Annotated in this window: 21 protein-coding genes; 10 read left to right on the forward strand and 11 right to left on the reverse strand. The window is 37.0% G+C overall.

What is annotated here, in order from left to right; all coding sequences use genetic code 11:
- Nucleotides 1-15: 15 nt before the first annotated feature.
- The 6 genes from fbaA (at nucleotide 16) to BM201_RS13045 (ending at nucleotide 7,302) form a co-directional block, all read left to right on the forward strand.
- Nucleotides 16-1,083, forward strand: a complete 1,068-nt coding sequence (gene fbaA, locus BM201_RS13020; protein WP_092543339.1) for a class II fructose-bisphosphate aldolase — start codon at nucleotides 16-18, stop codon at nucleotides 1,081-1,083.
- Between the two features lie 117 nt (nucleotides 1,084-1,200).
- Complete coding sequence (gene accD / locus BM201_RS13025) at nucleotides 1,201-2,064, forward strand: acetyl-CoA carboxylase, carboxyltransferase subunit beta (protein WP_092543341.1); 864 nt, start codon at nucleotides 1,201-1,203, stop codon at nucleotides 2,062-2,064.
- A gap of 112 nt (nucleotides 2,065-2,176) precedes the next feature.
- Nucleotides 2,177-2,446, forward strand: a complete 270-nt coding sequence (gene rpsO / locus BM201_RS13030; protein WP_084840898.1) for a 30S ribosomal protein S15 — start codon at nucleotides 2,177-2,179, stop codon at nucleotides 2,444-2,446.
- A 248-nt stretch (nucleotides 2,447-2,694) separates the two neighbouring features.
- A complete protein-coding gene (locus tag BM201_RS13035; protein ID WP_092543343.1) occupies nucleotides 2,695-4,890 on the forward strand; it encodes a polyribonucleotide nucleotidyltransferase in 2,196 nt (731 codons plus the stop codon).
- A gap of 498 nt (nucleotides 4,891-5,388) precedes the next feature.
- A complete protein-coding gene (locus BM201_RS13040; protein ID WP_013070425.1) occupies nucleotides 5,389-6,252 on the forward strand; it encodes a sigma-70 family RNA polymerase sigma factor in 864 nt (287 codons plus the stop codon).
- Between the two features lie 645 nt (nucleotides 6,253-6,897).
- Entirely contained in the window at nucleotides 6,898-7,302 is a 405-nt protein-coding gene (locus BM201_RS13045) for a BLUF domain-containing protein (protein WP_092543345.1), read from the forward strand.
- 27 nt (nucleotides 7,303-7,329) lie between these two features.
- On the opposite strand, the gene BM201_RS13050 is transcribed toward BM201_RS13045, so the two are convergent.
- Nucleotides 7,330-8,334: a lipoate--protein ligase gene (locus tag BM201_RS13050; RefSeq protein WP_092543347.1), complete on the reverse strand. Its 1,005-nt coding sequence runs from the start codon at nucleotides 8,332-8,334 to the stop codon at nucleotides 7,330-7,332.
- Nucleotides 8,335-8,465: 131 nt separating this feature from the next.
- On the opposite strand from BM201_RS13050, the gene rpe reads away from it, so the two are divergent.
- The 3 genes from rpe (at nucleotide 8,466) to BM201_RS13065 (ending at nucleotide 10,991) form a co-directional block, all read left to right on the forward strand.
- Complete coding sequence (gene rpe, locus BM201_RS13055; protein ID WP_084840903.1) at nucleotides 8,466-9,128, forward strand: ribulose-phosphate 3-epimerase; 663 nt, start codon at nucleotides 8,466-8,468, stop codon at nucleotides 9,126-9,128.
- Nucleotides 9,115-10,086, forward strand: coding sequence for a YpdA family putative bacillithiol disulfide reductase (locus BM201_RS13060; protein WP_092543349.1), 972 nt, complete (start codon nucleotides 9,115-9,117; stop codon nucleotides 10,084-10,086). The genes rpe and BM201_RS13060 overlap by 14 nt, the downstream gene beginning before the upstream one ends.
- Before the next feature lie 194 nt (nucleotides 10,087-10,280).
- Nucleotides 10,281-10,991 (forward strand): DUF1835 domain-containing protein, encoded by a 711-nt coding sequence (locus tag BM201_RS13065; protein ID WP_245758639.1) that lies wholly within the window; start codon nucleotides 10,281-10,283, stop codon nucleotides 10,989-10,991.
- Between the two features lie 153 nt (nucleotides 10,992-11,144).
- Here the strand turns inward: BM201_RS13065 and BM201_RS13070 are convergent, their stop codons facing one another.
- A complete protein-coding gene (locus BM201_RS13070; RefSeq protein WP_092543353.1) occupies nucleotides 11,145-11,504 on the reverse strand; it encodes a hypothetical protein in 360 nt (119 codons plus the stop codon).
- A 274-nt stretch (nucleotides 11,505-11,778) separates the two neighbouring features.
- Between BM201_RS13070 and BM201_RS13075 the strand changes: the two genes are divergently transcribed.
- The gene (locus tag BM201_RS13075; protein WP_092543355.1) at nucleotides 11,779-13,101 is read left to right on the forward strand and encodes a sugar porter family MFS transporter; all 1,323 of its coding nucleotides are present in this window, start codon (nucleotides 11,779-11,781) and stop codon (nucleotides 13,099-13,101) included.
- A 97-nt stretch (nucleotides 13,102-13,198) separates the two neighbouring features.
- Here the strand turns inward: BM201_RS13075 and BM201_RS13080 are convergent, their stop codons facing one another.
- The 9 genes from BM201_RS13080 to BM201_RS13115 form a co-directional block, all read right to left on the reverse strand.
- Nucleotides 13,199-14,161: a glycoside hydrolase family 43 protein gene (locus BM201_RS13080; protein WP_092543640.1), complete on the reverse strand. Its 963-nt coding sequence runs from the start codon at nucleotides 14,159-14,161 to the stop codon at nucleotides 13,199-13,201.
- Nucleotides 14,162-14,177: 16 nt separating this feature from the next.
- The gene (locus BM201_RS18055; protein ID WP_217643064.1) at nucleotides 14,178-14,342 is read right to left on the reverse strand and encodes a hypothetical protein; all 165 of its coding nucleotides are present in this window, start codon (nucleotides 14,340-14,342) and stop codon (nucleotides 14,178-14,180) included.
- A 77-nt stretch (nucleotides 14,343-14,419) separates the two neighbouring features.
- Nucleotides 14,420-15,514 (reverse strand): glycoside hydrolase family 43 protein, encoded by a 1,095-nt coding sequence (locus tag BM201_RS13085; RefSeq protein WP_092543357.1) that lies wholly within the window; start codon nucleotides 15,512-15,514, stop codon nucleotides 14,420-14,422.
- Nucleotides 15,515-15,518: 4 nt separating this feature from the next.
- Nucleotides 15,519-17,675 carry a glycoside hydrolase family 43 protein gene (locus tag BM201_RS13090; RefSeq protein WP_092543359.1) on the reverse strand — a complete coding sequence of 719 codons (2,157 nt, stop codon included), beginning with the start codon at nucleotides 17,673-17,675 and terminating at the stop codon, nucleotides 15,519-15,521.
- An 88-nt stretch (nucleotides 17,676-17,763) separates the two neighbouring features.
- Nucleotides 17,764-18,891, reverse strand: a complete 1,128-nt coding sequence (locus tag BM201_RS13095) for a glycoside hydrolase family 43 protein (RefSeq protein WP_092543361.1) — start codon at nucleotides 18,889-18,891, stop codon at nucleotides 17,764-17,766.
- Nucleotides 18,892-18,906: 15 nt separating this feature from the next.
- On the reverse strand, nucleotides 18,907-20,136 hold the full coding sequence (locus BM201_RS13100; protein WP_092543363.1) for a DUF2264 domain-containing protein: 1,230 nt from the start codon (nucleotides 20,134-20,136) through the stop codon (nucleotides 18,907-18,909).
- A 3-nt stretch (nucleotides 20,137-20,139) separates the two neighbouring features.
- On the reverse strand, nucleotides 20,140-20,988 hold the full coding sequence (locus BM201_RS13105; RefSeq protein WP_092543365.1) for a glycoside hydrolase family 16 protein: 849 nt from the start codon (nucleotides 20,986-20,988) through the stop codon (nucleotides 20,140-20,142).
- A 279-nt stretch (nucleotides 20,989-21,267) separates the two neighbouring features.
- A complete protein-coding gene (locus BM201_RS13110; protein WP_092543367.1) occupies nucleotides 21,268-24,435 on the reverse strand; it encodes a beta-galactosidase, LacZ type in 3,168 nt (1,055 codons plus the stop codon).
- 25 nt (nucleotides 24,436-24,460) lie between these two features.
- On the reverse strand, nucleotides 24,461-25,702 hold the full coding sequence (locus BM201_RS13115) for a YyaL domain-containing protein (RefSeq protein WP_092543369.1): 1,242 nt from the start codon (nucleotides 25,700-25,702) through the stop codon (nucleotides 24,461-24,463).
- Nucleotides 25,703-25,721: the final 19 nt, after the last annotated feature.

Below are 25,721 nucleotides of genomic sequence, written 5' to 3' on the forward strand. Positions count from 1 at the left end.
AATTCAACTTAAATTATGAGTCACAACATTAAACCTGGTGTAGCAACCGGAAAGGAAGTACAAGAAATATTCAATTACGCTAAAGAGAAAGGCTTTGCCCTTCCTGCTGTAAACGTAATTAGTTCAAGCAGTATTAATGCTGTATTAGAAACTGCTGCTGAATTAAATTCTCCTGTTATTATTCAATTTTCTAACGGAGGTGCACAATTTAACGCTGGTAAAGGTCTTTCTAACGAAGATCAAAAAGCTGCCATCGCTGGTGGTGTTGCTGGTGCTAAGCATGTACAAACATTAGCTGAAGCTTATGGAGCTACAGTTATTATGCACACAGACCACTGTGCCAAGAAACTTTTACCTTGGATAGACGGATTATTAGATGCCAGTGAAGCGCATTTCGAAAAAACCGGAAAACCTCTTTACAGTTCTCACATGATCGATTTAAGTGAGGAGCCAATTGAAGAAAACCTTGAGATTTGTAAAAAATATCTTGAGCGTATGAGCAAAATGGGAATGACTCTTGAAATTGAATTGGGTATTACCGGTGGTGAAGAAGACGGAGTTGACAATAGCGATGTTGATGCTTCTAAACTTTACACTCAGCCAGAAGAAGTAGCTTATGCTTACGAAGAATTAAGCAAAGTTAGTGACCAGTTTACTATTGCTGCTGCTTTTGGTAACGTTCACGGTGTTTATAAGCCAGGAAACGTAAAACTTACTCCAACGATCCTTAAAGACTCTCAGGAATATATCACTAAAAAATACAATGTTGAAGAAAACCACATCGACTTTGTATTCCACGGTGGTAGTGGATCTACTGTAGAAGAAATTCGTGAGGCTATTGGATACGGAGTTATTAAAATGAACATCGATACAGATCTTCAATACGCATACCTAGAAGGAATTAGAGACTACATGAGCGAAAACAAAGATTATCTTGCTGCGCAAATTGGTAATCCTGAAGGTGAAGATTCTCCAAACAAAAAGTACTACGATCCTAGAAAATGGGTTCGTGAAGGAGAACTTACTTTTAAAGCTCGTTTAAAGAAAGCTTTCGAAGATCTTAACAACGTAAATACTTTATAAGAATAAGCTTAATAAACAGCTGAGATTATTAAATTTCAGCTGTTTTTATTTTTTGATATTAATTGCTCTTTTGTAAATGACGTTGACTGAACAAAAGAGATAAAAACTTGAAATACTATGGCTGCTGCTTGGTTTAAAAGAACACAAAAAGGTATCCAAACCCCTACTGAGGAGAAAAAAGATGTTCCAAAAGGCTTATGGTATAAGTCCCCAACAGGAAAAATCGTTGATGCAGAACAACTAGAAAGCAATTTCTATGTAAGTCCAGAGGATGGTTATCACGTAAGAATAGGAAGTAATGAATATTTCCAGATCCTTTTTGATGATAATAAATATAAAGAACTGGATAAAGGACTTTCTGCCAAAGACCCTCTTAGCTTTAAGGACACCAAAAAATATACTGATCGCTTAAAAACCGCCCAGGATAAAACTGGACTTAAAGACGCTGTAAGAACAGCAGTAGGAAAATCTAAAGGTAAAGAACTGGTTATTGCCTGTATGGACTTTAAATTTATTGGAGGTTCTATGGGATCTGTAGTTGGTGAGAAAATCGCTCGCGCAGCAGATTATGCAATTCAGAATAACCTGCCTTTTATGATCATTTCTAAATCTGGTGGAGCCAGAATGCAGGAAGCAGCACTTTCTTTAATGCAGTTAGCTAAAACTTCAGTAAAATTAGCGCAATTGGCTGAAGCTAAACTTCCTTATATTTCTTTATGTACAGATCCTACTACAGGAGGAACAACCGCTTCCTTTGCAATGTTAGGAGACATTAATATTTCTGAACCTGGAGCACTTATTGGATTTGCCGGCCCTCGTGTGGTTAAAGACACTACTGGTAAAGATCTTCCTAAAGACTTCCAGACTTCAGAATTTTTAAAGGAACACGGCTTTTTAGATTTTATCACCAAAAGATCTGAACTTAAGAACAAGGTAAATCTTTACCTGGATCTTATTCAAAATCAACCGGTAAGAGCTTAATTATCGGTAAAATAATATTTAAAAAATAAATAGTATTTGTACAAAAAAGTAGTACATTTGCGGCCTGACAGAAAAGCTGTCAATACATAAAAATCATTTAAATAATATTGGAATGTATTTAACTAAAGAAAAGAAGGAAGAAATCTTCGAAAAGTACGGAAACGGTAAAAACGATTCTGGTTCAGCTGAAGGACAAATTGCATTATTCACTTACAGAATTTCTCATTTGTCTGAGCATTTAAAAAGCAATCGTAAAGACTTCAACACAGAGCGTTCTCTTGTTGGTCTTGTAGGAAAAAGAAGAAGACTTCTTGATTACTTAATGAAAAAGGATATCATGAGATATCGTGCGATCATTAAGGAATTAGGATTAAGAAAATAATTTTCAGGGGGCTTTTTGCCCCCTTTTTTTATACAGCCCGGGTAGCTGTAAATACCCAAAAATAAGTTCTTTACAATATAGGATCACTCCTATTTTAGAAATTGTCACCCAAGTAAGGGTAGTTTTTCATTGGTCTGCCTGCAACGACAACAACACAACTCCTGGCCGTCCAGATAAAGACGGAAAGACCATATGTTTAACTAATATAGATCTGGTGAAGTTATTCAGATCAAGAATTCGAAATTATTATGATTCCAAAAACATTTAAGGAGGTTATCGATTTAGGAGATGGTAGAACCATTTCTCTCGAGACCGGTAAATTGGCAAAACAGGCTCATGGTTCTGTTGTTGTACAAATGGGTAACGCAATGTTACTTTGTACTGTAGTGTCTTCGTACACGCCAACTACAATGGATTTCTTTCCATTAACATTAGATTACCGTGAAAAATTTGCTGCTGCAGGACTTTTCCCTGGAGGGTACTTTAAAAGAGAAGCAAGACCAAGTAGCGAAGAAATTTTAGTAATGCGTTTAGTAGACCGTGTACTGCGTCCACTTTTCCCTAAAGACTATAAATTTGAAACTCAGGTAATGATCCAGTTAATGTCTCATGACGACGAAGTTATGCCAGACGCATTAGCAGGACTTGCCGCATCTGCCGCTATTCAATTATCAGACATTCCTTTTGAAACTCCAATTTCAGAAGCAAGAGTTGCAAGAATTAATGGCGAATTTGTTCTTAACCCAAGTAGAGAGAAACTGGATGAAGCAGACATGGATATCATGGTTGGTGCTTCTGCAGACTCTGTAATGATGGTTGAAGGACAAATGGACGAATGTTCAGAAGAAGAAATGGCAGAGGCTATTAAATTCGCACATGAAGCTATTAAAGTTCAGTGTGAAGCTCAAACCAAACTTGCTGAAGCATTTGGCAAAAAAGAAACTCGTGAGTATGAAGTAGCCGAAACAGATGAAGATCTTGAAAAGAAAATTCATGAAGCTACTTACCAGAAAGCATACGATATCGCTAAAGGCGGAACTAGCAAAAAAGAAAGAAGTCAGGCTTTTTCAGATCTAAAAGACGAAGTATTGGCTATGTTCTCTGAAGAAGAATTAGAAGAGAAAGGTAAAATGATCTCTGGTTATTTTGCTGCTGCTCATAAAAATGCTGTTCGTGATCTTACACTAAAAGAAGGAATTAGACTTGACGGTAGAAAAACCGACGAAATTCGTCCAATTTGGTGTGAAGTTGATTATTTACCTTCTCCACATGGTTCTTCTGTATTTACCAGAGGAGAAACTCAGGCGCTTGCTACTGTAACTTTAGGTACGTCTCGTGAGGCTAACCAGGTAGATCTTCCAACTTATCAGGGTGAAGAGAATTTCTACTTACATTATAACTTCCCTCCTTTCTCTACCGGTGAAGCATATCCTATTAGAGGAACTTCAAGAAGAGAGATTGGTCACGGTAACTTAGCGCAAAGAGCATTAAAAGGAATGATTCCTGCAGATTGCCCTTATACCGTGCGTGTTGTTTCTGAAGTTTTAGAATCTAACGGTTCTTCTTCTATGGCAACTGTTTGTGCTGGCACAATGGCTTTAATGGATGCAGGGGTTCAGCTTAAAAAACCAGTTTCTGGTATCGCTATGGGATTAATTTCTGATGGTGAAGATTATGCTGTACTTTCTGATATTCTTGGTGATGAAGATCACTTAGGAGATATGGACTTTAAAGTGACTGGTACTGCAGATGGTATTACTGCCTGCCAGATGGATATTAAAATTAAAGGACTTTCTTACGAAATCTTAGTTAAAGCACTTAAGCAAGCACGTGACGGTAGATTACATATTCTTGGTAAACTAACCGATACGATTGCAGAGCCTAATACGAACGTAAAAGGTCATGCTCCAAAGATCATCACCAGAAGAATTCCTGGAGATTATATTGGTGCATTAATTGGACCTGGTGGAAAAGTGATCCAGGAACTACAAAAAGAAACAAAAACAGAGATCGTTATTAACGAAGATCCTGTTACTGAAGAAGGTATAGTTGAAATTCTTGGTACAAACCAGGATGGTATCGATAAGGTTCTTGCTAAAATCGATTCTATTACCTTCAAACCAGAAAAAGGAAGCGTTTACGAAGTAAAAGTGATTAAACTTCTTGATTTTGGTGCTGTAGTAGAATACGTTGAGGCTCCAGGAAACGAAGTATTACTTCATATTTCTGAACTTGCCTGGGAACGTACTAATAATGTTACCGATGTTGTAAATCTTGGTGATGTTATCGACGTTAAATACTTTGGTGTAGATCCAAAGACCAGAAAAGAGAAAGTTTCGAGAAAAGCTTTACTTCCTAGACCAGAGCGTCCGGAACGCAAAGAAGGTGGAGATCGTAATCACAACAAACGTGATGATCGCAAACCAAGAGGAGATAAAAAATAATCCTTTAGATTATATATTCTTAGAAAAAGGCATCGAAATTCGATGCCTTTTTTATTGTTAATTGCATATCTGCAATAGATCATAATGAGGTGTAGTCATTCTGAACCTGCCTTGCCGGCAGGCAGATCTGATTCAGGGTCTCATCATAATAGTTCATTGTTCAATACAGTAAGAGATTCCGGATCAAGCCCGCCTGCCGAACGGGCAAGTCCGGAATGACGAAAACAATGAATTATTACAAATTAAGGATATTCAGATTATTTTTTATTTTCTTTTTTCTGAATAAAATCGCAATCTTCTTTTCGCGTTAGGGATTGGAGCGAAAAGCCCGTAGTTGCTGCAAGCAACGCGGACTTGCAGCAGAAAGCCCGACCCAAAATAAGTATTTTGGGTAACGCCCAAATAAAAATTAAATAAACATTTTGTAACATTTTTTGATCTTCTTACGTATAAACATATACAAGAGCTATTCACAATTAAAACCCAAGGAGAAGATAGATGAGACAACTTAAAATTACGAAGCAGGTAACTAACCGTGAAACTGCTTCGCTAGATAAGTATTTGCAAGAAATTGGTAAAGTAGATTTAATTACCGCAGACGAAGAGGTAGAATTAGCACAAAGAATTAAAGCGGGTGATAACCGTGCTTTAGAGAAATTAACCAAAGCGAACTTACGTTTTGTGGTTTCTGTAGCAAAACAATATCAAAACCAGGGATTAACACTTCCCGATCTTATAAACGAAGGTAACTTAGGGCTTATAAAAGCTGCGAAACGTTTTGATGAAACTCGTGGTTTTAAATTTATATCTTATGCCGTTTGGTGGATTAGACAATCTATCTTACAGGCATTGGCAGAGCAATCTCGTATTGTACGTTTGCCACTTAACAAAATTGGATCTATTAACAAGATCAATAAAACTTTTGCTTTCTTAGAGCAATCTCACGAGCGCCCACCAAGCGCCGAGGAAATTGCAAAAGAGCTTGATATGACGATTAATGACGTTAAGGAGTCTATGAAAAACTCTGGTCGTCACGTATCGATGGATGCTCCTTTGGTAGAAGGTGAAGATTCTAACCTATATGATGTATTACGATCTGGTGAATCTCCAAACCCAGATAAAGATCTTTTACATGAATCGCTAAGAACAGAGATTGAGCGTGCTTTAGAAACGCTTACTCCTCGTGAAGCTGATGTTATTCGCTTATATTTTGGATTAGGAGATCAACACCCTATGACGCTTGAAGAAATTGGCGAAACTTTTGATCTTACTCGTGAGCGTGTAAGACAGATCAAAGAAAAAGCGATTAGAAGATTAAAACATACATCTCGCAGTAAGATTTTAAAAACCTATTTAGGTTAAAAATATTTAAGATGACAACAGTTTAGTGGTGGGAGTGATGACCCAACCATGAAAATAACTGTTCGTTTTTTGATTGATGAATGACCCCGGAGTGATGACCCGGGGTCGCTTCATTTATAAGCTTTTGTAATTTTAAATAAACTCAAGATTTAGCCTCAAAAATTGAGCTGTTCACAAGTCTGATTTACTTTCTACATTCAAAATCATCAAAATCGAAATTTAGATTTTAATATTTTTTTATACTTGCTAAATTCTATTTTTATTAAAATTGTATAGAGACGAAACGTTTCTAAATATTTAAAAAGATTAAAGTTAAATTAAAATTTATTGTTTCTAAATGAAACTTATTAAATTTGAAACTGATTTACGCTGAAGTCTTTTAAGCCAAAAAAATGGCCAGACTTTTGCTTAAATTAAATTATTGAGATTGAAAATTTAGAATTAAAGATATTTAAGATGACAACAGTTTAGTGGCGGGAGTGATGACCCGACCATGAAAATAACTGTTCGTTTTTTGATTGATGAATGACCCCGGAGTGATGACCCGGGGTCGCTTCATTTATAAGCTTTTGTTAATCCTGGGTTTCTAAGGCTTAAAGTGAAGCCTTTTGAATACATTTATAATTAACCAATAAATCCAATAATATGAAACGATGGGCGATTTGCTATGTGAGCTCAGCTTCTCCTGCTATTGAAGAAACAGATATTAATGAAGTACTATCATGGACACAATCCTGGAATACAGATCACAACATAACAGGATTTCTGTTATATTCAGAAGGTAATTTTTTCCAGGTTTTAGAAGGTGATGAGCTAAAGGTAAAAGATGTGTTTCAAAAGATAGAGAAAGACCGCAGGCATCGTAACTTATTCAAAATCTTTAATCGCGAGATCAAACAAGATCAATACGATGAGTATTCCTGCGAATTTTTATCTAAATACAACGAATCTGAAGAGCTTAACGAAAACTATTATCTACAGTATCTAAAAAATCTGGATCACTCTTCGCAAACTGCTGTAAAGAATATTTTAAAAGCTTTTGTAGATTAATATTAAAGTTCACACTTTTCTGAGGATTTATTCCTCATCTTCTCCATAAATTAGATCGATAAAATCTTCTTTTGGTAAATCTCCAAAATAAAATTTGGTATCAATATCGGCCAAAAGCGATTCTATTTCTGGTTTATCGTAACGTGCGCCAATCAATCTATTTTCAATGTTAGTAACAGGTTCTTTACCAAAGAAATCACCAAAGATCTTAAACTCTTCAATTCGGCCTTTATCTACAAAAATTCGCAGATCGATCTCGCCAATTTTGAATCGTTTGGTTCGCTGAATATTAAATTTTGGTGATCGCCCATAATTCCAATCCCAGGAATCGTACTTTTCAGCCTTCAATTTATGCACTCCTTCCCATTCTTCTTGAGTTAAATGGTAGGTTTCAAATTCCTCTCGTTCTTCGTAAAGTCCTTTCAGAATAATGCTTCTGAAGCTTTCAATGTCTAAAGATTCCTCCAAAAACTCACTAATATTAGCGACACGGCTACGAACAGATTTATGTCCTTTAGACTGAATTTTACTCATTTTTACCTGTAACGCCCTGGTGACTTCATCTAAATTTGAATCTAGCAGGAGCGTACCATGACTAAACATTCTTTTTACGCTACTAAACTGTGCATTTCCCGAGATCTTTCGATCGTTAACTACGATATCATTACGTCCTTTTAATTCGGCCGGCACACCCATTTTATTCAGCACTTTAATTACAGGTTCTGTAAATTTTCTAAAATTATTCAGGCTCTTCACATCATAATCTGTAATAAAACTGAAATTCAAATTACCAAAATCGTGATAAACGGCACCACCTCCGGAAATTCGGCGGACTACCTTGATATTGTTTTCTTCAACATAAGAATGGTTGATCTCTTCTAGCGTGTTTTGATTTCTACCTATAATAATCGAAGGTTCATTGATATAAAACAACAAATAATCCTGACCTTGTTTAAAATTCCGAAGTATATATTCTTCTAAGGCTAGGTTTAAAAAAGGATCGTTATTTCCTTCATTTTCGATAAAAATCATGGTCTTTTTTCTTTAGGTTATTCAAAGATATTCAATTAAAAATCGATAAAGAAGCCGCTTAAGCTTTTCCTCATAATCTTTACACGTCAAACATATTCTTAGTATTTTTGTTAGAGAAACATTCTGTAACAATGAAAGAAAAGATAATTGCCCCTTCCCTACTCGCTGCAGATTTTGCTAACCTGCAACGCGATATCGAAACAGTTAATAATAGCGAAGCACAATGGTTTCACATCGATATAATGGATGGTGTTTTTGTTCCCAATATTTCATTTGGAATGCCAGTCTTAAAAGCGATTCAAAAACATGCCAAAAAGCCTTTGGATGTACACCTTATGATCGTAGATCCAGATCGATACATCAAAGATTTTGCAGCGCTTGGCGCAGATCATCTTACCGTACACTTTGAAGCCTGTACACATCTACACCGAACATTACAGGCAATAAAAGCCGAAGGAATGAAAGCCGGCGTTGCTATAAATCCGCATACTAATGTAGATTTATTGAAAGATGTGATAAAAGATATCGACATAGTACTTATAATGAGCGTTAATCCCGGTTTTGGCGGACAATCTTTTATTGAGCATACCTACAATAAAGTACGCCGATTAAAAGAAATGATCCTTAATCAAAATGCTGAAACTTTGATTGAGATCGATGGTGGGGTAACCAATAAAAATGCTTTAGAATTAACAAAAGCTGGTGCAGATGTTCTGGTTGCCGGTAGTTTTGTTTTTAAGGCTGAAAATCAATTAGAAACTATTAAAGATCTTAAGAATCTTGCAAACTCATAACGATACTTACGACATTGTAATTATAGGTGGTGGCCCCATAGGAATTGCATGCGGTCTAGAAGCTGAAAAACATGGCTTATCCTACGTAATCCTGGAAAAAGGTTGTTTGGTGAATAGCCTTTACTATTACCCCACGAATATGACTTTCTTTTCTACTTCTGAAAAATTGGAGTTAGACGGAATTCCTTTTATAAGCACCAATCCTAAGCCAAGAAAAGCTGAAGCATTAGAATATTATCGCAGAATTGCTACTTCTAACGAAATGAACATTCGCCTGTTCGAAAAGGTTACTGAAGTAAAATCAGACTCGGCAGTAAAAGAAGTAATCACCACAAAAGGTTCGTATAAAGCTAAAAATGTTGTAGTAGCTACTGGTTTTTACGATATCCCAAATTATATTGGCGTGCAAGGAGAAGAACTCCCTAAAGTAGCACATTATTACAATGACCCTCATTATTACGCTACGCAAAAAACCATTGTTGTAGGTGCTAGCAACTCGGCTGTAGATGCTGCTTTAGAAATTTATCGAAAAGGCGGAAATGTTACCATGATTGTTAGAGCTGAAGATATTGGGCCACGAGTAAAATATTGGGTTAGGCCAGATATCGTAAACAGGATTGAAGAAGGAAGCATTAAAGCATATTTTAATTCGAGCATCACAGAGATTAAAGAGAACGAAGTTATCGTACAAACCCAAGACGGCGAAGTGCATATCGAAAATGATTTTGTGCTGCTTCTAACCGGATATCGACCTAATTTCGAGTTTTTAAATAAAATAGGGATCTCTCTAAAAGATGAAAGTAAGCGCATCCCGATGTACGACGAAAATACGATGGAAACCAATATTCCCGGGATCTATCTTGCCGGTGTTATTTGCGGCGGAATGGAAACTCACAAATGGTTTATAGAAAATTCACGTATTCACGCGAAACTTATCGTAGCCAACATTGTTGGGTAAAATCAAGAACCTTGGGACAAGCGAAGTGAAATCACCCCCTTAGTGAGGGGTAAAAAATAGAATCTCAAATTTTGCAATTTCAAGACTGATTTTTGCTGAATTTGGGATTTCTTTTTTTGCGTTAAAATGAACTATCTTTAGGTATTCGATTTCTTATTATGCCAGCTGAATATCACATTTTAAACGGCGATGCCTTGAAACATCAATTTCCCGCCGCAATTAAAGGCGATTTAATCATTGCACGTGAATGTTTGATTGAAGGCCCAACCCAGGAAACAGATTTTGACCGATTTTTCAAGAAAAGAGCTGAATTTATTGCTAAAACTTATGCTGAAACTGAAGAAAATCACCTTAAAAAGGTAAAATTTGAGTTTCAGAAGATCTTAGATATTAAAGAAAACTGCGAAATTAATCTATGGTTTGAGCATGATCTTTTTTGCCAGGTTAATTTTTGGTTTGTAAGCACCTTAATTGCTGAAAATCCACATTTGAACAAGGTTTTTTTAGTGATGCCAAATAAACTTAGCCAATTTGGTTTTGGTGGATTAAGTAAAACCGAATTAATCGAAGCCTACAAACATCGAAAATCGATAAATAACATTCAGTATTTTGCAGCACTCTGGCGATATTATCAAAATAATGATCTGGAAGAATTAAAACTAGCGGCTAGAAATCTTCAAAAAGAATTTCCTTTTTTGCTTCCAGCTGTTGAAGCTCATATTGCAAGAATTCCGCATAAAAATGATCCTGCCCGCCCGGTAAAAGTAATTTTAGAGATCATGAATGAGCTGAAAACTGAAGAATTTATTCCTGTTTTTAAAGAATTCGGTAAAAGAGAAAGCATCTACGGTTTTGGTGATCTTCAGGTGAAAACACTTGTTGAAAAAGCACGAAAACTTCGATAAGTAAAACACCTAGGGCAAGTATAGAAGGCATTCGTTGGGAATAAATATTTAATTTCGAGGCAAACCTCGAGGTATCATACCCTTTGGCGGTGCCGACAAAACAAAACCCCGAAAGAAACTTCCGGGGCATGTATCACAACATTTAAGTATTTATTAGATCAACACTAATTCTGATGAGCTAATAATTTCATTTCTATTTAATAGTTTTCCGTAGAATTCAAGGTCGTTCTTTTCACTTTTAAATGATTCGTCCAACCATTCTGTAGCTTTATGCACAGGGAAACTAAATACTTTAATATTTGGATATCCTTGTGGCGATGATCCCTGATTAATGCCAATTTCTATAGTCTTATCATTCTTGTTATAAAAAACAAACTTTGCTAAAAAATTATGACGTAGCAAATCGATAAAGTCCTGCGGAATTTTTTCACAATCCGTGCACTCCTCGATATACTGATTTACCAATACCCTCAATGATGTTTTAATCTCCTCCGTTCTTAAATAAGATGCCATAGTTTTTAGTTTTTTTGTTGTTAATACTCAGCGAAAATAGTTTCAATCCATAGACTTAAAAAAGCATTTATGTAAGGTTTAACTCGAAGATATAAAATCTTCACAATATCGTTTTCGTAGGTGTCTCAATTTTACCCCGCCTAAAATCAGAATCAAATAATTGCGTATTTTCACTAATCTCCTGAAATACAAATTCCTGAAATTTTAAAGCTTAAATTATCATTTCAATAAAAATGGCTATATTCTAAAAAAATTTAAATTTTATTTTAACAAAATGAATAAAATCGTACTCTGGTCACTTTGCGCCGCATTTGCAGGATTTCTATTTGGTTTCGATACTGTAGTGATATCGGGAGCTGAGAAGCAATTACAACAAATCTGGCAAAGTTCAGATGCCTTTCATGGCACCTTTGTAATTGGTATGGCATTATGGGGTACGGTTGCCGGAGCACTCTTTGGAAGTTTCCCAACAAATTTCCTCGGAAGAAAAAAGAGTTTATTTTTTATAGGAATTTTATACGTGATTTCAGCTTTGGGATCTGCCCTGGTAGACGATCCTTATACCTTTGGGATATTTCGTTTTACTGGTGGATTAGGAGTTGGAGCTTCAACGATTGCTGCGCCCGCTTATATTTCTGAAATTGCTCCTGAAAAAGATCGGGGAAGATTAGTAGCCTTTTATCAATTCAATATTGTTTTAGGAATGCTAGCGGCTTATGCTTCAAATTATCTTTTACGAGAAACCGGAAGCGAACCCTGGCGCTGGATGATTGGTATGGAAGCTTTACCTGCTTTAATTTATACATTTTTGGTACTCGTTATTCCGCAGAGTCCGCGTTGGTTAATTTCGCAGGACAAAATAGAAAAAGCACGTTCTATTTTAGCGAAAATCGACACCTCTAAAGATTTAGACAGCAAGATCGCAGAAATTAAAAGGCAATCAGATCACGGTAAATCTTCCAAAGAAAATATCTTGATGAAGAAATATCGAAAACCTTTGATCTTAGCTTTTCTTATTGCTTTTTTCAATCAGTTTTCGGGAATTAACGCCCTACTCTATTACGCACCAAGAATTTTTGAAGAAGCCGGTTTAGAAGAAAGTGCTTCGTTATTAAGTAGTATTGGCGTTGGCGTGACCAACATTATTTTCACCTTCCTTGCCTTATTTTTAATCGACCGGTTAGGACGAAGAACTTTGATGTTTATAGGATCTATTGGTTATATTGTTTCTTTAGCAATGGTTTCAGCTGCCTTCTTTTTAGATTGGGGTGGGATGAGTGTCCCTATCTTTATCTTTATTTTTATCGCAGCTCATGCAATTGGGCAGGGTTCTGTAATTTGGGTTTTTATTTCTGAAATTTTCCCCAATCATTTACGCGCCGGCGGGCAGGCATTTGGATCTTCAACACACTGGGTACTTGCAGCGATTATTCCGTCACTAGTACCAGTTTTATTTGGAAGTATTGGTGCAGGCTGGGTATTTGCCTGTTTTGCATTTATGATGGTTTTACAACTATTGTTTGTGAAATTTATGATGCCCGAAACCAAAGGAAAATCTCTAGAAGACCTCGGCCTCGGACTATCAGATAGAGAATAATTTATTGGCAGAGCCAAAGAGTATAACCCCCGAGGCTTGCCTCGAAATTCAAAATTTATTTCCAACGAATGCCATGTAGGCTTTGCCCTAAGGTAATTTACTCTTCTTCATAAATTCCTTTAGTCGTCATAACGATAGGCTTGATAGTACCATCTTCGTTGTATTCCATTTTTTCGATACAAACAGATCTACTATAGCTGGAACCATCGGTTTGGATTCCTCCATTGTGGTAAATAAAATACCACTCGTTATTAAAATCTACGATCGCCTGGTGGTTGGTATTACTGTTTCCGGCAATCTCGTTTAAGATGCCTTTGTATTCATAAGGACCTTCGATATTATCTGCCATAGCATAAGCGATCTTCTCTGGGAAACCTGTAGCATAGGTTAGGTAATATTTCCCGTCTTTTTTGTGAACCCATGGAGCTTCAGTAAATTCTAAACCTTCAAAGTCTATTTTCTTGATCTCCCCATCGATCTCTATCATATTATCTTTAAGCTTGGCGTAATAGCAAACTCCATTTCCCCAAAATATCCAGGGCTGGTCGTCGTTATCAATAAAAATTGCAGGATCTATACACGTCCAGGAATGTGTAGATGCAAAACAATCTTCATTAGTCAATAATGGTTTTCCCAGTGCATCTTTGTAAGGACCTTCTGGTTTATCTGCAACAGCAACGCCTATACCATTCCAGTTTGTGCTGATGTACCAATAATATTTATCATTTCTTTTCATTACGTGGCCCGCATAAGCATCTCCACTTGTTGCCCATTTAAAATCTGTAATCTTTAAAGGAATAGGATGTTCTTCCCAGGTTTTCATGTCTTTCGTAGAAAACACCAGCCAATCCTTCATTTTATATCCTTTTTGGCCACCTTCGTAATCGTGCCCGGTAAACAACCACAGTACATCATCGTCTACAAAAGCAGCAGGGTCTGCAGTGTATTTATGCGTAAAGATTGGGTTTTGTGTAGGTTTAAAAACCATAGATGAATCTTTTTGCGCATAAATGCCCACTCCAAACAGTGAACATATCATCACTAAAATAACTTTTCTCATTTTCATTAATCTTAATTTATTCTTTTGCGGGTGCACCACCCCATTTATCATTAAGCCGTTTTATTTCTTCTTTGGTTATACCAATTACACTTCCATGCCGCGGAAAAAAATCTTTGGTAAAACTTTCTCTAAGTTCGCCTTTTCCTGTGCCTTCAAAATAGGCAAAAAGATACGCGTCCATTTTTTTTTTGGGCAATCGATAACTGCGAAAGAAATAGCAAGACTAACAATCCAAATTTCACTTTTATACCTCAGGTTTTAAAAGTCAAAATTCCAATGATCGGCTAATTTTTCAGCTTCTTTTTGACTAAGATGAATAACCGCACCATGCTTTGGTGAAGAAAAATTTGTGGCCTTCATCACTCCTTCATTAAAATGTCCCAGATTTTTAAAATTCTCAAAATCTGTGGTTTCCAAAAATCCAAAGTTATGCGGCTGAATTCCGTAGATATCATACATCAAGATCCATTTATCTTCACCGATGATCTTCCATACATTTGGCGCTTCACTAGCTTGTGGTTCTTCATCGATCCATTTTTCCTGATATTGGTATCCTTTATTTATTTCTGAAGAAACTGCCTGCTTAATTCCAGGCGTACCATCATGCGGTGTGTAAAACATATGAAACTTATCTCCAATTTCACTAATATCGGCATCGATATAAGAGACTTCTTTTGGATAATCGAAGATCAATTGTGGCGGCGAAAGTAAACTATCAAACTCTTTGTTTACATACGAATAATACATCTGATTACGCTCATTACCCGTTCGCATGGTGTAATACAGCATAAATTTACCCGCTTTTTTATCGAATATCGTCTCTGGCGCCCAAGCTGCTCCAACTTCATCAAAACCATCAAAAGATTGATCTAAACGAACATTTGCTTTACTCCAGTGAATTAGATCCTTAGATTTCATTAGTACAAATCCGCGATTATTTCCCCAGCCATATTTCTCACCCTCACGTTGCCATTCGGTTTCCCGAAGTCCGTCAAGTTTTGCGAAAATATGAAGATCTGTCATTGCCAGGTAAAAATTCCCTTCTGGCCCGCGATAGATATGAGGATCGCGAATTCCTTTTTGTTCAGCAATGGTATCGCCGGCAATTACGGCTTTACCCTCATTAATATCGGTAAAACTCTTACCGTCTTTACTTAAAGCCATGTGCAGGCTATGGTCGTTATCCTTAAAATAGACCATTAAATAAGCGGCCATTTTATCCTGAACCTGCTTTTTTGTGTCTGAATTTTCTTCGGAATTTATTTCAGCTTTATTTTCAGAAGCAGTTTGTTTACAAGAAACAATTCCAAAAATAAACATCAAAAACATACAAAATCGTATCCAATTTCTCATGGTCTTATTGTAAAGGTGCGATGCCTTCTAAAGTCGGCTTAACTTCAATGATCGAACCATCTTCGTTAAATTTAAGACTGTCGATAGAAACTTCTCTATGGTATCCTGCAGCTCTTCCTATCGCCTCTCCTTTAGGACGGGTAAAACGATGATATACCAAATACCATTCGTCTTTTCCAGGCACTTGGATAACCGAATTATGACCTGTAGCTAAAATTTCTTTTTCTACATCCTTTTGGATCACGATATTATCTTCAGGAATATTAAGCGGGCCAAGCGGACTATCTGCTGTGGCATATCTCACTTTATAGTTAGGGCTTCTGGTATCATCTTCAGCCCACATGAAATAATATTTCCCATTTCTAAAAAATACTTCAGCGCCTTCTCTAAATGTACCATCTGGAGTGATCACTTTAGGTTTTTTACTTTTTATAGTCGTCATATCATCATTAAGCTCTACAACACCCAAAAATCCATTGCCCCAGTACAAATAATTTTTTCCTGTTTGTGGATCTTCAAAAATATCTGGATCGATATTTTGCCCACCACGAATACCTTCTGGTTTTTCCGAAATTAGTGGCGCTCCAGAATCTTTAAATGGTCCTTTTGGACTATCTGAAACCGCAACACCTACCTGCTGCGCAGCGGTGAAATAATAGAAATATTTGTAGGCTCCGTCTATTTCTTTTTCGATCATGGTTGGTGCCCATGCGTTTCTGCTGGTCCATTCAACGTCTTTTTCCAAATCTAAAATTACTCCTTCATCCGTCCAGTTTACCAGATCTTCAGAAGAAAATGTTTTAAAATAAGTTCCAGACCAACCGGTAAAACCATCGCTGGTTGGGTATAAATAGTATTTTTTATCTTTTTCAGAATAAATAATTTCAGGATCTGCATAATAACCTTCTACCACTGGATTATTGGCAACTGCTGCGGTAACCTCAAAACTTGTTACCTCATCACCAGTTGAAATTTCGTAAGAAACCGGCCCATTAGAAAAATCCTGAGCACCTTCAGGAGAAACCGCAACCCCAGGAAGTGTTTTAAGCTCAGGATCAAAATTGGTTAAATCTGTCCCATATTTTACAGGAAGATAAATAGTATTTTCATCGCTTTTAATTACAATATTGTTGGTTTTTATAGCCGAATTTGAAGCTCCTGTTACGCCAACAAGATCATCTGAAGGAAAGGCTTTTAGTAAACGCTGCATTTCTTCAGTAGTAATTGGCATTACAGTACCATGCCTTGGATGAAAATTCATAGAAATATCTTCATCTACGATCTCAAAATTCTTTAAATCTGAACTTTTAGTAAACTGGTAACTCCCGTCGATATACACATCGTACATCAAGATATAATCTTCAGAATTAATTAATTTGAAAACTCCAGATCCTTCTACGGCTTTATCGGTTTGGTCTACATTACCAGGTTCTGCTTTATATCCTGAAGTTAAAGAATCTGAAATCGCAACTTTAATTCCTTTATCGCGATCACCTTCGGTTTTATAGAACAAATAAAATTTGTCGTCTTTTTTAATAATATCGCCATCTATAGAAGCTTTTTCATTTGGATTAAAAAACAACTGTTTTGGCGCACTTTCTAATCCTGTAAAATCTTCGTTTACATAAGCATAATAGATCTTATCATAACTTCCCGGCTCTAACATCGAGAAGTAAACCATATATTTTTTTGCTGAAGGATCATAAATGGTTTGTGGTGCCCAAACCCGCATCACTTCAGAAAATTCTGGATAAGTTTGTGGAATATCGATAATCGTACTGGACCAGCTTAGCATATCATCAGACTTTAATAGCGTCATCGCCGTGTTTGTCCAGCCTTTCTGTGCTAAAAGATCTGTAACCACCATGTAGTAACCGCTGCCATCCTCTTTTCTTAAAATATGAGGATCACGAACACCACCGCTTCGGCTTATAGAATCTGAATCTATTATTGGTTCGTTGTTGTTTAAAGCATGGAAGTTATAGCCATCTTCACTTATCGCATATCTAATTGCTTCTTCGCCATCGCCATTACCGGTAAAATACGTAAATAAGTAAGCGGTGTATTCATTATCCTTCTTGCTATCAGAACAGGAAAACAGCACTAAAGAGCATAATAACAAAACAAGAATACTCGGCTTAAATAAGAATTTGACATTCATTTTGGTTAGATTTTCAGATTTTATTAGTTAAGTGTTAAATATACACTTTTTTAATCAATTTAATGCGTTTCAACTTTGAGCCTTAGCATTATAAGGTCCAATTTTCTTTCCATCGAATTATCGGTTTATCGTTTTCCCACTCGATAGGTAACCAGATATAACGGCCATCGATATGATTTTCAGGCTTCCAGCGATCTGCCATAAAAATAAAACTATCCTCTTTTCCCTGCACCGGTAAAATAAAAGTACTCTGAGAGAAGAAAGTTTTATCGGCATGTTTTCCTCTGGCCGGGTTTCCTAATTTTTCCCAGGGCCCCATGATAGATTTAGCTCTGAAGGATCTTGCAGCATTTGGTGCCCAACCGGTTAATCCAGAAGTGATCATATAATAATAGCCATCTTTTTGAAAAATAGCCGGGGCTTCATTTTGCCCGCCAGGCTGCATACGTATCCATTCTCCAGTAAAATCAAGGTAATTATCGGTTAATTTTGAAATATGCAGGGTTTGATTCTCTTCTGAGGAAGTAATGTGATACGCCGTACCATCGGTATCAATATAAATCGTCATATCACGAGACATTTGCCCCTTTTCAAAATCTCGTCTAACAAACATTCCTTCATTTAATGCTTTTCTCCATTTTGGCGTCCACCATTCTTTTGGCTCACCATCTTTTGGAGTTTCTTTCCATTCTTCTTTAAAATTTTGTGGCCATTTCTTCGAATTTGGGCGGTAAGATTTTATATAAGTAAACGGCCCAGTTGGAGAATCACTGGTTGCTACTCCTGTTCTGGCAGCGGCATAGCCCTGACCTTTTAATTCTAAATGAAACCACATTACGTATTTATCGGTTTTTTCGTTATAAACCACTTTTGGACGTTCCATTACACTGCCCGAAGTAATTTCTGAATCTGGATCTTTAGCTACGGAAAGCGCTACGCCTTCATTCTTCCAATTATATAGATCTTCAGAAGAATATACGGTAATCCCAACTCGGGCCAAACTAGATTTTCCTTTGTGTTCGCCGTACCAGTAATAGGTTCCGTCTTTAAACATAATCCCACCACCATGTGCATTAATATGGTTTCCTTCAGAATCTTTCCAGATTTTGCCTGGATAAAAAGCGGTGTAATTTGGTGCGGTAGATTGTGCGCTTAGACTAACAGTCGTAAAAAACAACACAAATAAAATGAGGTATTTGAATTTCGGATTTTTCATTTTCTGTGGGGAGAATTAGTGTGCATGATCTATTGGAATGGTTTTTCCACCCCAAATTTTCTTTTGAGTCCATGGTTTTGCCGGTGCCGTCCAGAATTCATCTTCAGGAGAAAGTCCTAAAACAAGAAAAGCTTCTGTACTTAAATAAAGGCTTCCGGTAGAAATATAACCTTCACCTATATTATTTTGATGCCCAACAAGACCAACTTGAAGCCAACCTTCTTTATCGAAAGTCCCTTCAGCTTCAATTTGTCTTTTTATTACAGCGTAAAGTGCTGATCGAACCTGAGATGGTTTTAATTCCTTGCTTAGATTTTTCCATAGCGCCACTTGTGAAAGTGATTGAAATGCTCCAAAACGATAGGCTAAAGATCTACCAATTGGCGGATAGGTTCCGCCGGGAGAAATTAATCGTTCCTGGATACTGGCGTAACGTTGCGCGCGCTGTTGCACTTTTTTAAAATCTTCTTTTCGGCCAACTCCGGCTTCATCCATTGCTTTTAAAATATCCAGTAACATTGGCTGAATTACAAAACTATTGTAGTAATCCCAGTGAAAATCTGGCCCATCACCATACATTCCGTCGCCCAGATACCATTCCATGTGTTTGTTGATTGGATAGGAAAGCCTAACCATATCGGCACTTTTATCAAACTTCAGTAAAGCAGCTTCTACCATTCCCGTAAACAACAACCAATTGCTGTAGTAAGGTTCGATATCTCTAGACGATTTTAGCGCTTTTATGACATTCTTTTTTGTGGTTTCTGAAAGTGGTTCCCATAACTGTTTTGGTGCTCTAAGTAATCCCTGGGCAAGAAAAGCAGCATCTACCAGAGGCTGGCGATCTTTGTTGAAGTTCATAAAATCTGCAGATTCTGGATCTGTTGCTTTATCGATCGCTTTTTGCGCTAATTCGATATATTTTTTTCTAATTTTACCTTCCTTGGTATCATCTGGCCCAAGTTCTAACCAGGGAGCAATTCCAGATAATGTTCTACCAAAAGCTTCCAGATAAGTGACATGAGTACGATCGTCCCAGGCACCCGGGGAACGCTCTATTGGCATGTTTTCTTTTAGTTTTCCTTTAGCCAGATTGCTTAAAACAGGATCTGCTATTTTCACTAAAGAGTTCACGTAAAATTCACGCACTTCCTTAGGCGCAGGTTGATCTACTTCCTGAGCATTTACATTGAAACTTAAAAAAAGTAAACTTAGCAGAAAGCTGATATTCGATAATTTAAACATAATTTATTTTTTCTGATATACTCTTACATAATCTACTTCGTACTTTCTAGGGAAACTTGTACTCGAAGGATCACCGCCATTGCCTCCAATGGCTAGGTTGAGCAAAATATAATGTGGTTGATGAAAAGGATTAAATCCGTCTGGATTTTTAGTTGTAGTGAGATCTATCGTATTTAATAATTGGTTATCAAGGTAGATTTTAATAGAATCTGCCGTCCAATCCATTTTCCAAATATGATATTTATCTGCCCATTTTGGATCTTTTTGAAGGAATTCTGAAAACGGAATTTTCTCGCTATCCCAAGATACATATGATGTTTTTCCTTTCCAGGCGGCATTGGCTAAAATTGCAGGTTTTTGATCGACTAAATAATATTCCATCACATCGATCTCTCCATTAGAAGGCCATCCTTTTTCGATGCCAAGCGTCCAGATCGCCGGCCACATCCCCATAGAAGTATCGATCTTTGCTTTAACTTCTAAAATACCAAATTGAAAATCGAATTTTCCGTTAGTATTTATACTTGCTGAAGTATATTCAGCAAACTCCCTGTTTTCTTTCCAATTTCGACTTTCCGGCTGATATTGTAGATTTTTAATTGATTCTTTTTTTCCTGAAATAACCAGTTTTCCATCCTGAATATTAGCATTTTCAACTTGATACCATTGCAATTCTTCATTCCGCACAAAACCATTTTCATAAGACCAAAACTCAGGATTTGGCTTGGTTCCGTCTTCAAATTCATCTGCCCAAATGAGTTTATATCCTTCAGGAACGCTACTTTTTTGCTGAGCAGCACAAGACTGAAAAAACAGCGCTAAAATGACTAAAATTGATATTTTTTGAAACATATTAATGTATTCAGCTTAAAAAAATGCAATTCAAGAGGTATCGAAATAGCTTTTTGGCTTCGATTTCAACTTAGAATAGACTCTCCAAAACTTGTCCCAAAAGACATTTAATGTTTTGAAATATCTTAGTGATCAAGTAAACTATCCCCAGAGGAAATACATCCATTTAGGGGATAGTTCTCAACTCACACTGTAAATATTTTAGACTCTTTTTTAGAATCTAACTCTTAGAATTAAGGTTTTATAAGTTTTATGCTAGTTTTATACAATTTCGACATTCTATTTCAGCAAAGAAATAGTGTACGAATAGCTGTATTTATTGTCTTCTAAACGATATTGTCTATGCGGGTAGCGTCCCCAGGAATCATCACCACCAAGACCACGTTGCTTAAAATCTACATGTAAAAACACCTTGTCCTGAACAGGAATATCGGTTGGGTGACGTTGTGCTTTCCATTCTCCCGGATCTAAATCTTCTGTAGCAACATTTAAAGCGCTAAATCCTAATGGCTGCTCACCAACAATCTTTAAGCCACCACCCATTTTATTTTCAAGCTGAATCCATCTTGCATCGGTTTTATAACCGGCCTCCTGCGGACGGATATATTCCCAAACAAACTGGTTTTCTACCTTATCCTTGTAGATTCCCATAAAGGCTGAAGTATTTCTATCGGAATAATTTTCCCACGGACCTCTACCATAATATTCAAGGTTTTTATAGTCCCCCGGAAGGATCATTCGCATTCCAAAACGTGGAAGCTCAGGAAGGTCTTTTTCACTATCTAAAGTAGCAGTGACTTTAATATTCCCGTTATTTTCTATAAAATATTCCACAGTATAAGGCACGTCTACACCAGCAAGCTGATACGTCACGGTAATTAACTGACCTTCTTTCGATTTTTTAGCAACATCAACATTAGTCACTTCAGCATTATTGGTCGCCTCTTTCCATGCTTTTAAGCGTTGTGGCATGCCGTTTCCAAAGTCATTATCGGTTGGCGCTCTCCAAAAATAAGGCTCTGGAAACACCGATATTGGTGATGCTTCAGCTCCTTTTAAATGATAAGCTTCAAAACTTCCGGTTTCCGTATTAAAAACACCTTCGATCATGTCATTTGAAAACTGAAGCGTATTTCCTTGCTTTTTCACCTTAAGTTTTCCTGAAATTTCCCCTTCAGCAGTAGCAAAAAATGTGTTTTCTCCTAGTTTAAATTGTGCTCTGGCAATCTCGTGATTAGCAGGAACCATCGCCTTGGCTTTTTTAGTGTAGCCATAAAGGCTTAAGAAATATTCTTTATCTCCTAATTCTGGCAACGAAATACTCACCGTTTTTGTTGCATTTGGTGCTACGTCTACTGTAAATTTTCCGGTTTTTACAACTTCACCATCGCCAAGTAATTCCCATTTAAAATCGAAAGCATCAAGATTCGTAAAATCGAATTTATTGGTGACTACAATAGAATTTCCATCAAGCTCAAATTTGATGTTTTGATATACTTTTTTTACTTCCTCTAAAGCTGGGTGTACCGTACGATCTGCGCTTACCAACCCATTAGCATTAAAGTTTTGATCGTTTTGCAGATGGCCAGCGCCTAGATCACCACCATAAGCCCAAAATTCTTTACCGTCTTCGGTTTTAGCACGTAATCCCTGGTCTACCCAATCCCAGATAAAACCACCTTGCATATGATCGCTATTATCAATGATATCCCAGTACTCCTGGAAGTTTCCGTTACTATTCCCCATTGCATGAGAATATTCACACATGATAAATGGACGTTCTTTGCTATCATCCTCGGCATATTCTTTCATGTAATTCATGCCAGGATACATTGGGCAAACGATATCTGTATTGCGATTCTCACCCGCCTGCTCAAACTGAACTTTACGCGTGGTATCACGTTCTTTGATCCAATTGTAAGCATCGTAGAAAACAGGTCCGTTTCCACTTTCGTTCCCTAAAGACCATACAATAATTGAAGGATGATTTTTGTGGAATTCGACCATTCTTTTAATACGATCTAAATGTGCTGGCGCCCAATCTTCAAGATAGGCCGGGTGCTTTGATTTATCGAAATTCCCCTGCCATTCGGCGCCCATTGCATGAGTTTCGATATTAGCCTCATCGACCACGTACATTCCGTATTCATCGGCAAGTTCGTAGATATAAGAATCGTGAGGATAATGACTCATACGTATCGCGTTGATGTTGTTCTTTTGCATCACCTCGATATCCTTACGCATCATTTCACGATCTGGCGTGTGCCCTTTATCTGGATGATGTTCGTGTAAGTTCACACCATTAACAGTAATTGGCTCTCCATTTACCATTAATTGCGCATTTTTGATCTCGACTTCACGGAAACCTGTTCTTCCTGCAATAGCAGCAATCTCGTTATCTTTTTTGTCTAACAGACTAATGCTGTAGTTGTACAAATTTGGAAATTCATTGCTCCATTGTTCTACTTCAGCAAGCGTTTTAATGAAGTTTACTTCTGTCGCTTTTTTATCTAAAGCCTTCGTTTCAGTATATACTTCTTTTCCTGAAGGATCCATTAAAGCAAATTTCACTTTTGGTTTTTTGATGCTTCCTTTATCAAATTCCTTCAGCTTAACATTCACGTTTAATTCTCCATCCTGGTAATCCTCGCTTAAACCACTGGTCACAAAATAATCCCAGATCGTTGTTTTAGGAACCGCCTGTAAATACACATCACGTTCTAAACCACTTAAGCGCCAAAAATCCTGATCTTCTAAATAACTACCATCGTGCCATCTAAAGATCTGAACGGCCAAAAGGTTGTCGCCTTCCTTCAGTAAATTGGTAATATCAAATTCAGCCGGAGTTTTAGAAGCTTTGGTCATTCCTGCTTCCTGGCCATTTACAAAGATTCTTGCATAACCCGAAATGGAACCAAAACGAAGGATAATTTCATGATCTTCCCAAGCTTCTGGAACGCTAAATGTTCTGCGGTAAGAACCTACCGGATTGTAAATTTCTTCATCGCCATCTTTAGCGTTTTTATTGATGGTTTCTCCACTTGCTGTTTTTTCTTCGGAAGGAAATCCGATATACGGAGGATTTTTAGGATGCGGATAGGTAACATTGGTATAAATTGGAAGGTCGAAACCTTCTAATTCCCAATTGGAAGGCACTTTAATATCATCCCAATTACTGTCGTTTAAGGATTCTGAATAGAAATCTTTTGGACGCTCACTGGGATGTTGCACGACATTGAACTTCCAGGTACCATTAAGACTTTGGTAAAGATTGGATGATGTTGGATCGTTTTGTAATGCTTTTTTTGCTGAAGTGTACAATACAAAATCACTGTGCCCTTCAAGCTTATTACGATCTATTGTAGTTGGGTCTTCCCACTCGTTCTGCTGTGCGTATGTTACGGTAAAAAACAGCAAACTAAGAAGGCTAAAAAAGGTCTTTTTCATAGTATAATATAATCGATTTACGGTTTTAAATTTCCTGGTATCTTTTTAAAGCTTCAACAAAATAGTAGTCACCATAAGTTAAAGGCACATCTACTTCAGTTTTGTTTGGCATATTTCCAACTCCATGTTTCAGTAAAAATCCTCCTAACTCATCCTGATCTGCTAAATACTCTGGGCTGGATAAAGATTCCAACATTTCTTCAGCAACAGTAAAATATTCAGCATCATCTGTATATTTATACAATTCTAACAAAGCCGAAGCCATCACTGCCGCTGCCGAACTATCCTTTAAATCATTAGGGATCTTATCGGTATCAAAATCCCAAAAAGGTATCTTGTCTTCTGGCATGTTTGGATCATTTAGTACTACCTCAGCAATATTTTTTGCCATTTCTAAATACTTATCGTCTTTAGTTGCACGATACATCACTACATATCCATACAATCCCCAAGCCTGTCCTCTTGCCCAGTTAGAATCGTCTGCAAACCCCTGATTGGTAATTTGCTTTTTTACATCACCAGTAGCTTCATCATAAATCACTTCGTGGTACGAACTATAGTCTTCTCTAAAATGATTTTTCATTGTGGTGTTGGCATGATTCACTGCAATATTATAATAAGTGCTATCGCCACTATGTTCTGTTGCCCAAAACAACAGTTCAAGATTCATCATATTATCGATAATGACTACCAAATCATCTTCACCGGCCTTGTTCCAGGAAGCACTATCCCACGATCTAATGGCTTTTACCGTATCGTTATAACGAGTAGCAAGCGATTTAGCACTATTCATTAAAATTTCCTGGTATTCTGGTTTTGGATCAATACGATTGGCATTTCCAAAACTGCAAAACATCATAAATCCAAGATCGTGTGTAGAGGTATTCGATTCTTCACGTTTTAAATCTTTCAAAATCCTTTCAGCTTCGATCTTTAAACTATCCTCGCCGGTTTCTTCGTAAAGGTATAACAGCGTACCAGGATAGAATCCGCTTGTCCACCAACCAGAATTACTGGTTTCAAATTTGTTATTTTCAGGATAAAATGTTTTTGGATATCTACTTTCTTCCAGGTTTTTGGCCATCGATAAATATTGATTTGCTGCCAACCGGTTTACTGAATCTATTTTTTCTTCGGAAATGCTCTTAGTTATTTTTTCTTCTGAAGTTTGATTCGTTGTATTTTCTTCGGTCTCTTTGTTCTCTTTACACGAAAGAATGCTAAGAAAAACAACAAAACTGAATATTTTAAGCGTATTTAATTTCATTAGGATTTTGAACTATAAG

Source organism: Zunongwangia mangrovi (assembly GCF_900112105.1).
Taxonomy (GTDB): domain Bacteria; phylum Bacteroidota; class Bacteroidia; order Flavobacteriales; family Flavobacteriaceae; genus Zunongwangia; species Zunongwangia mangrovi.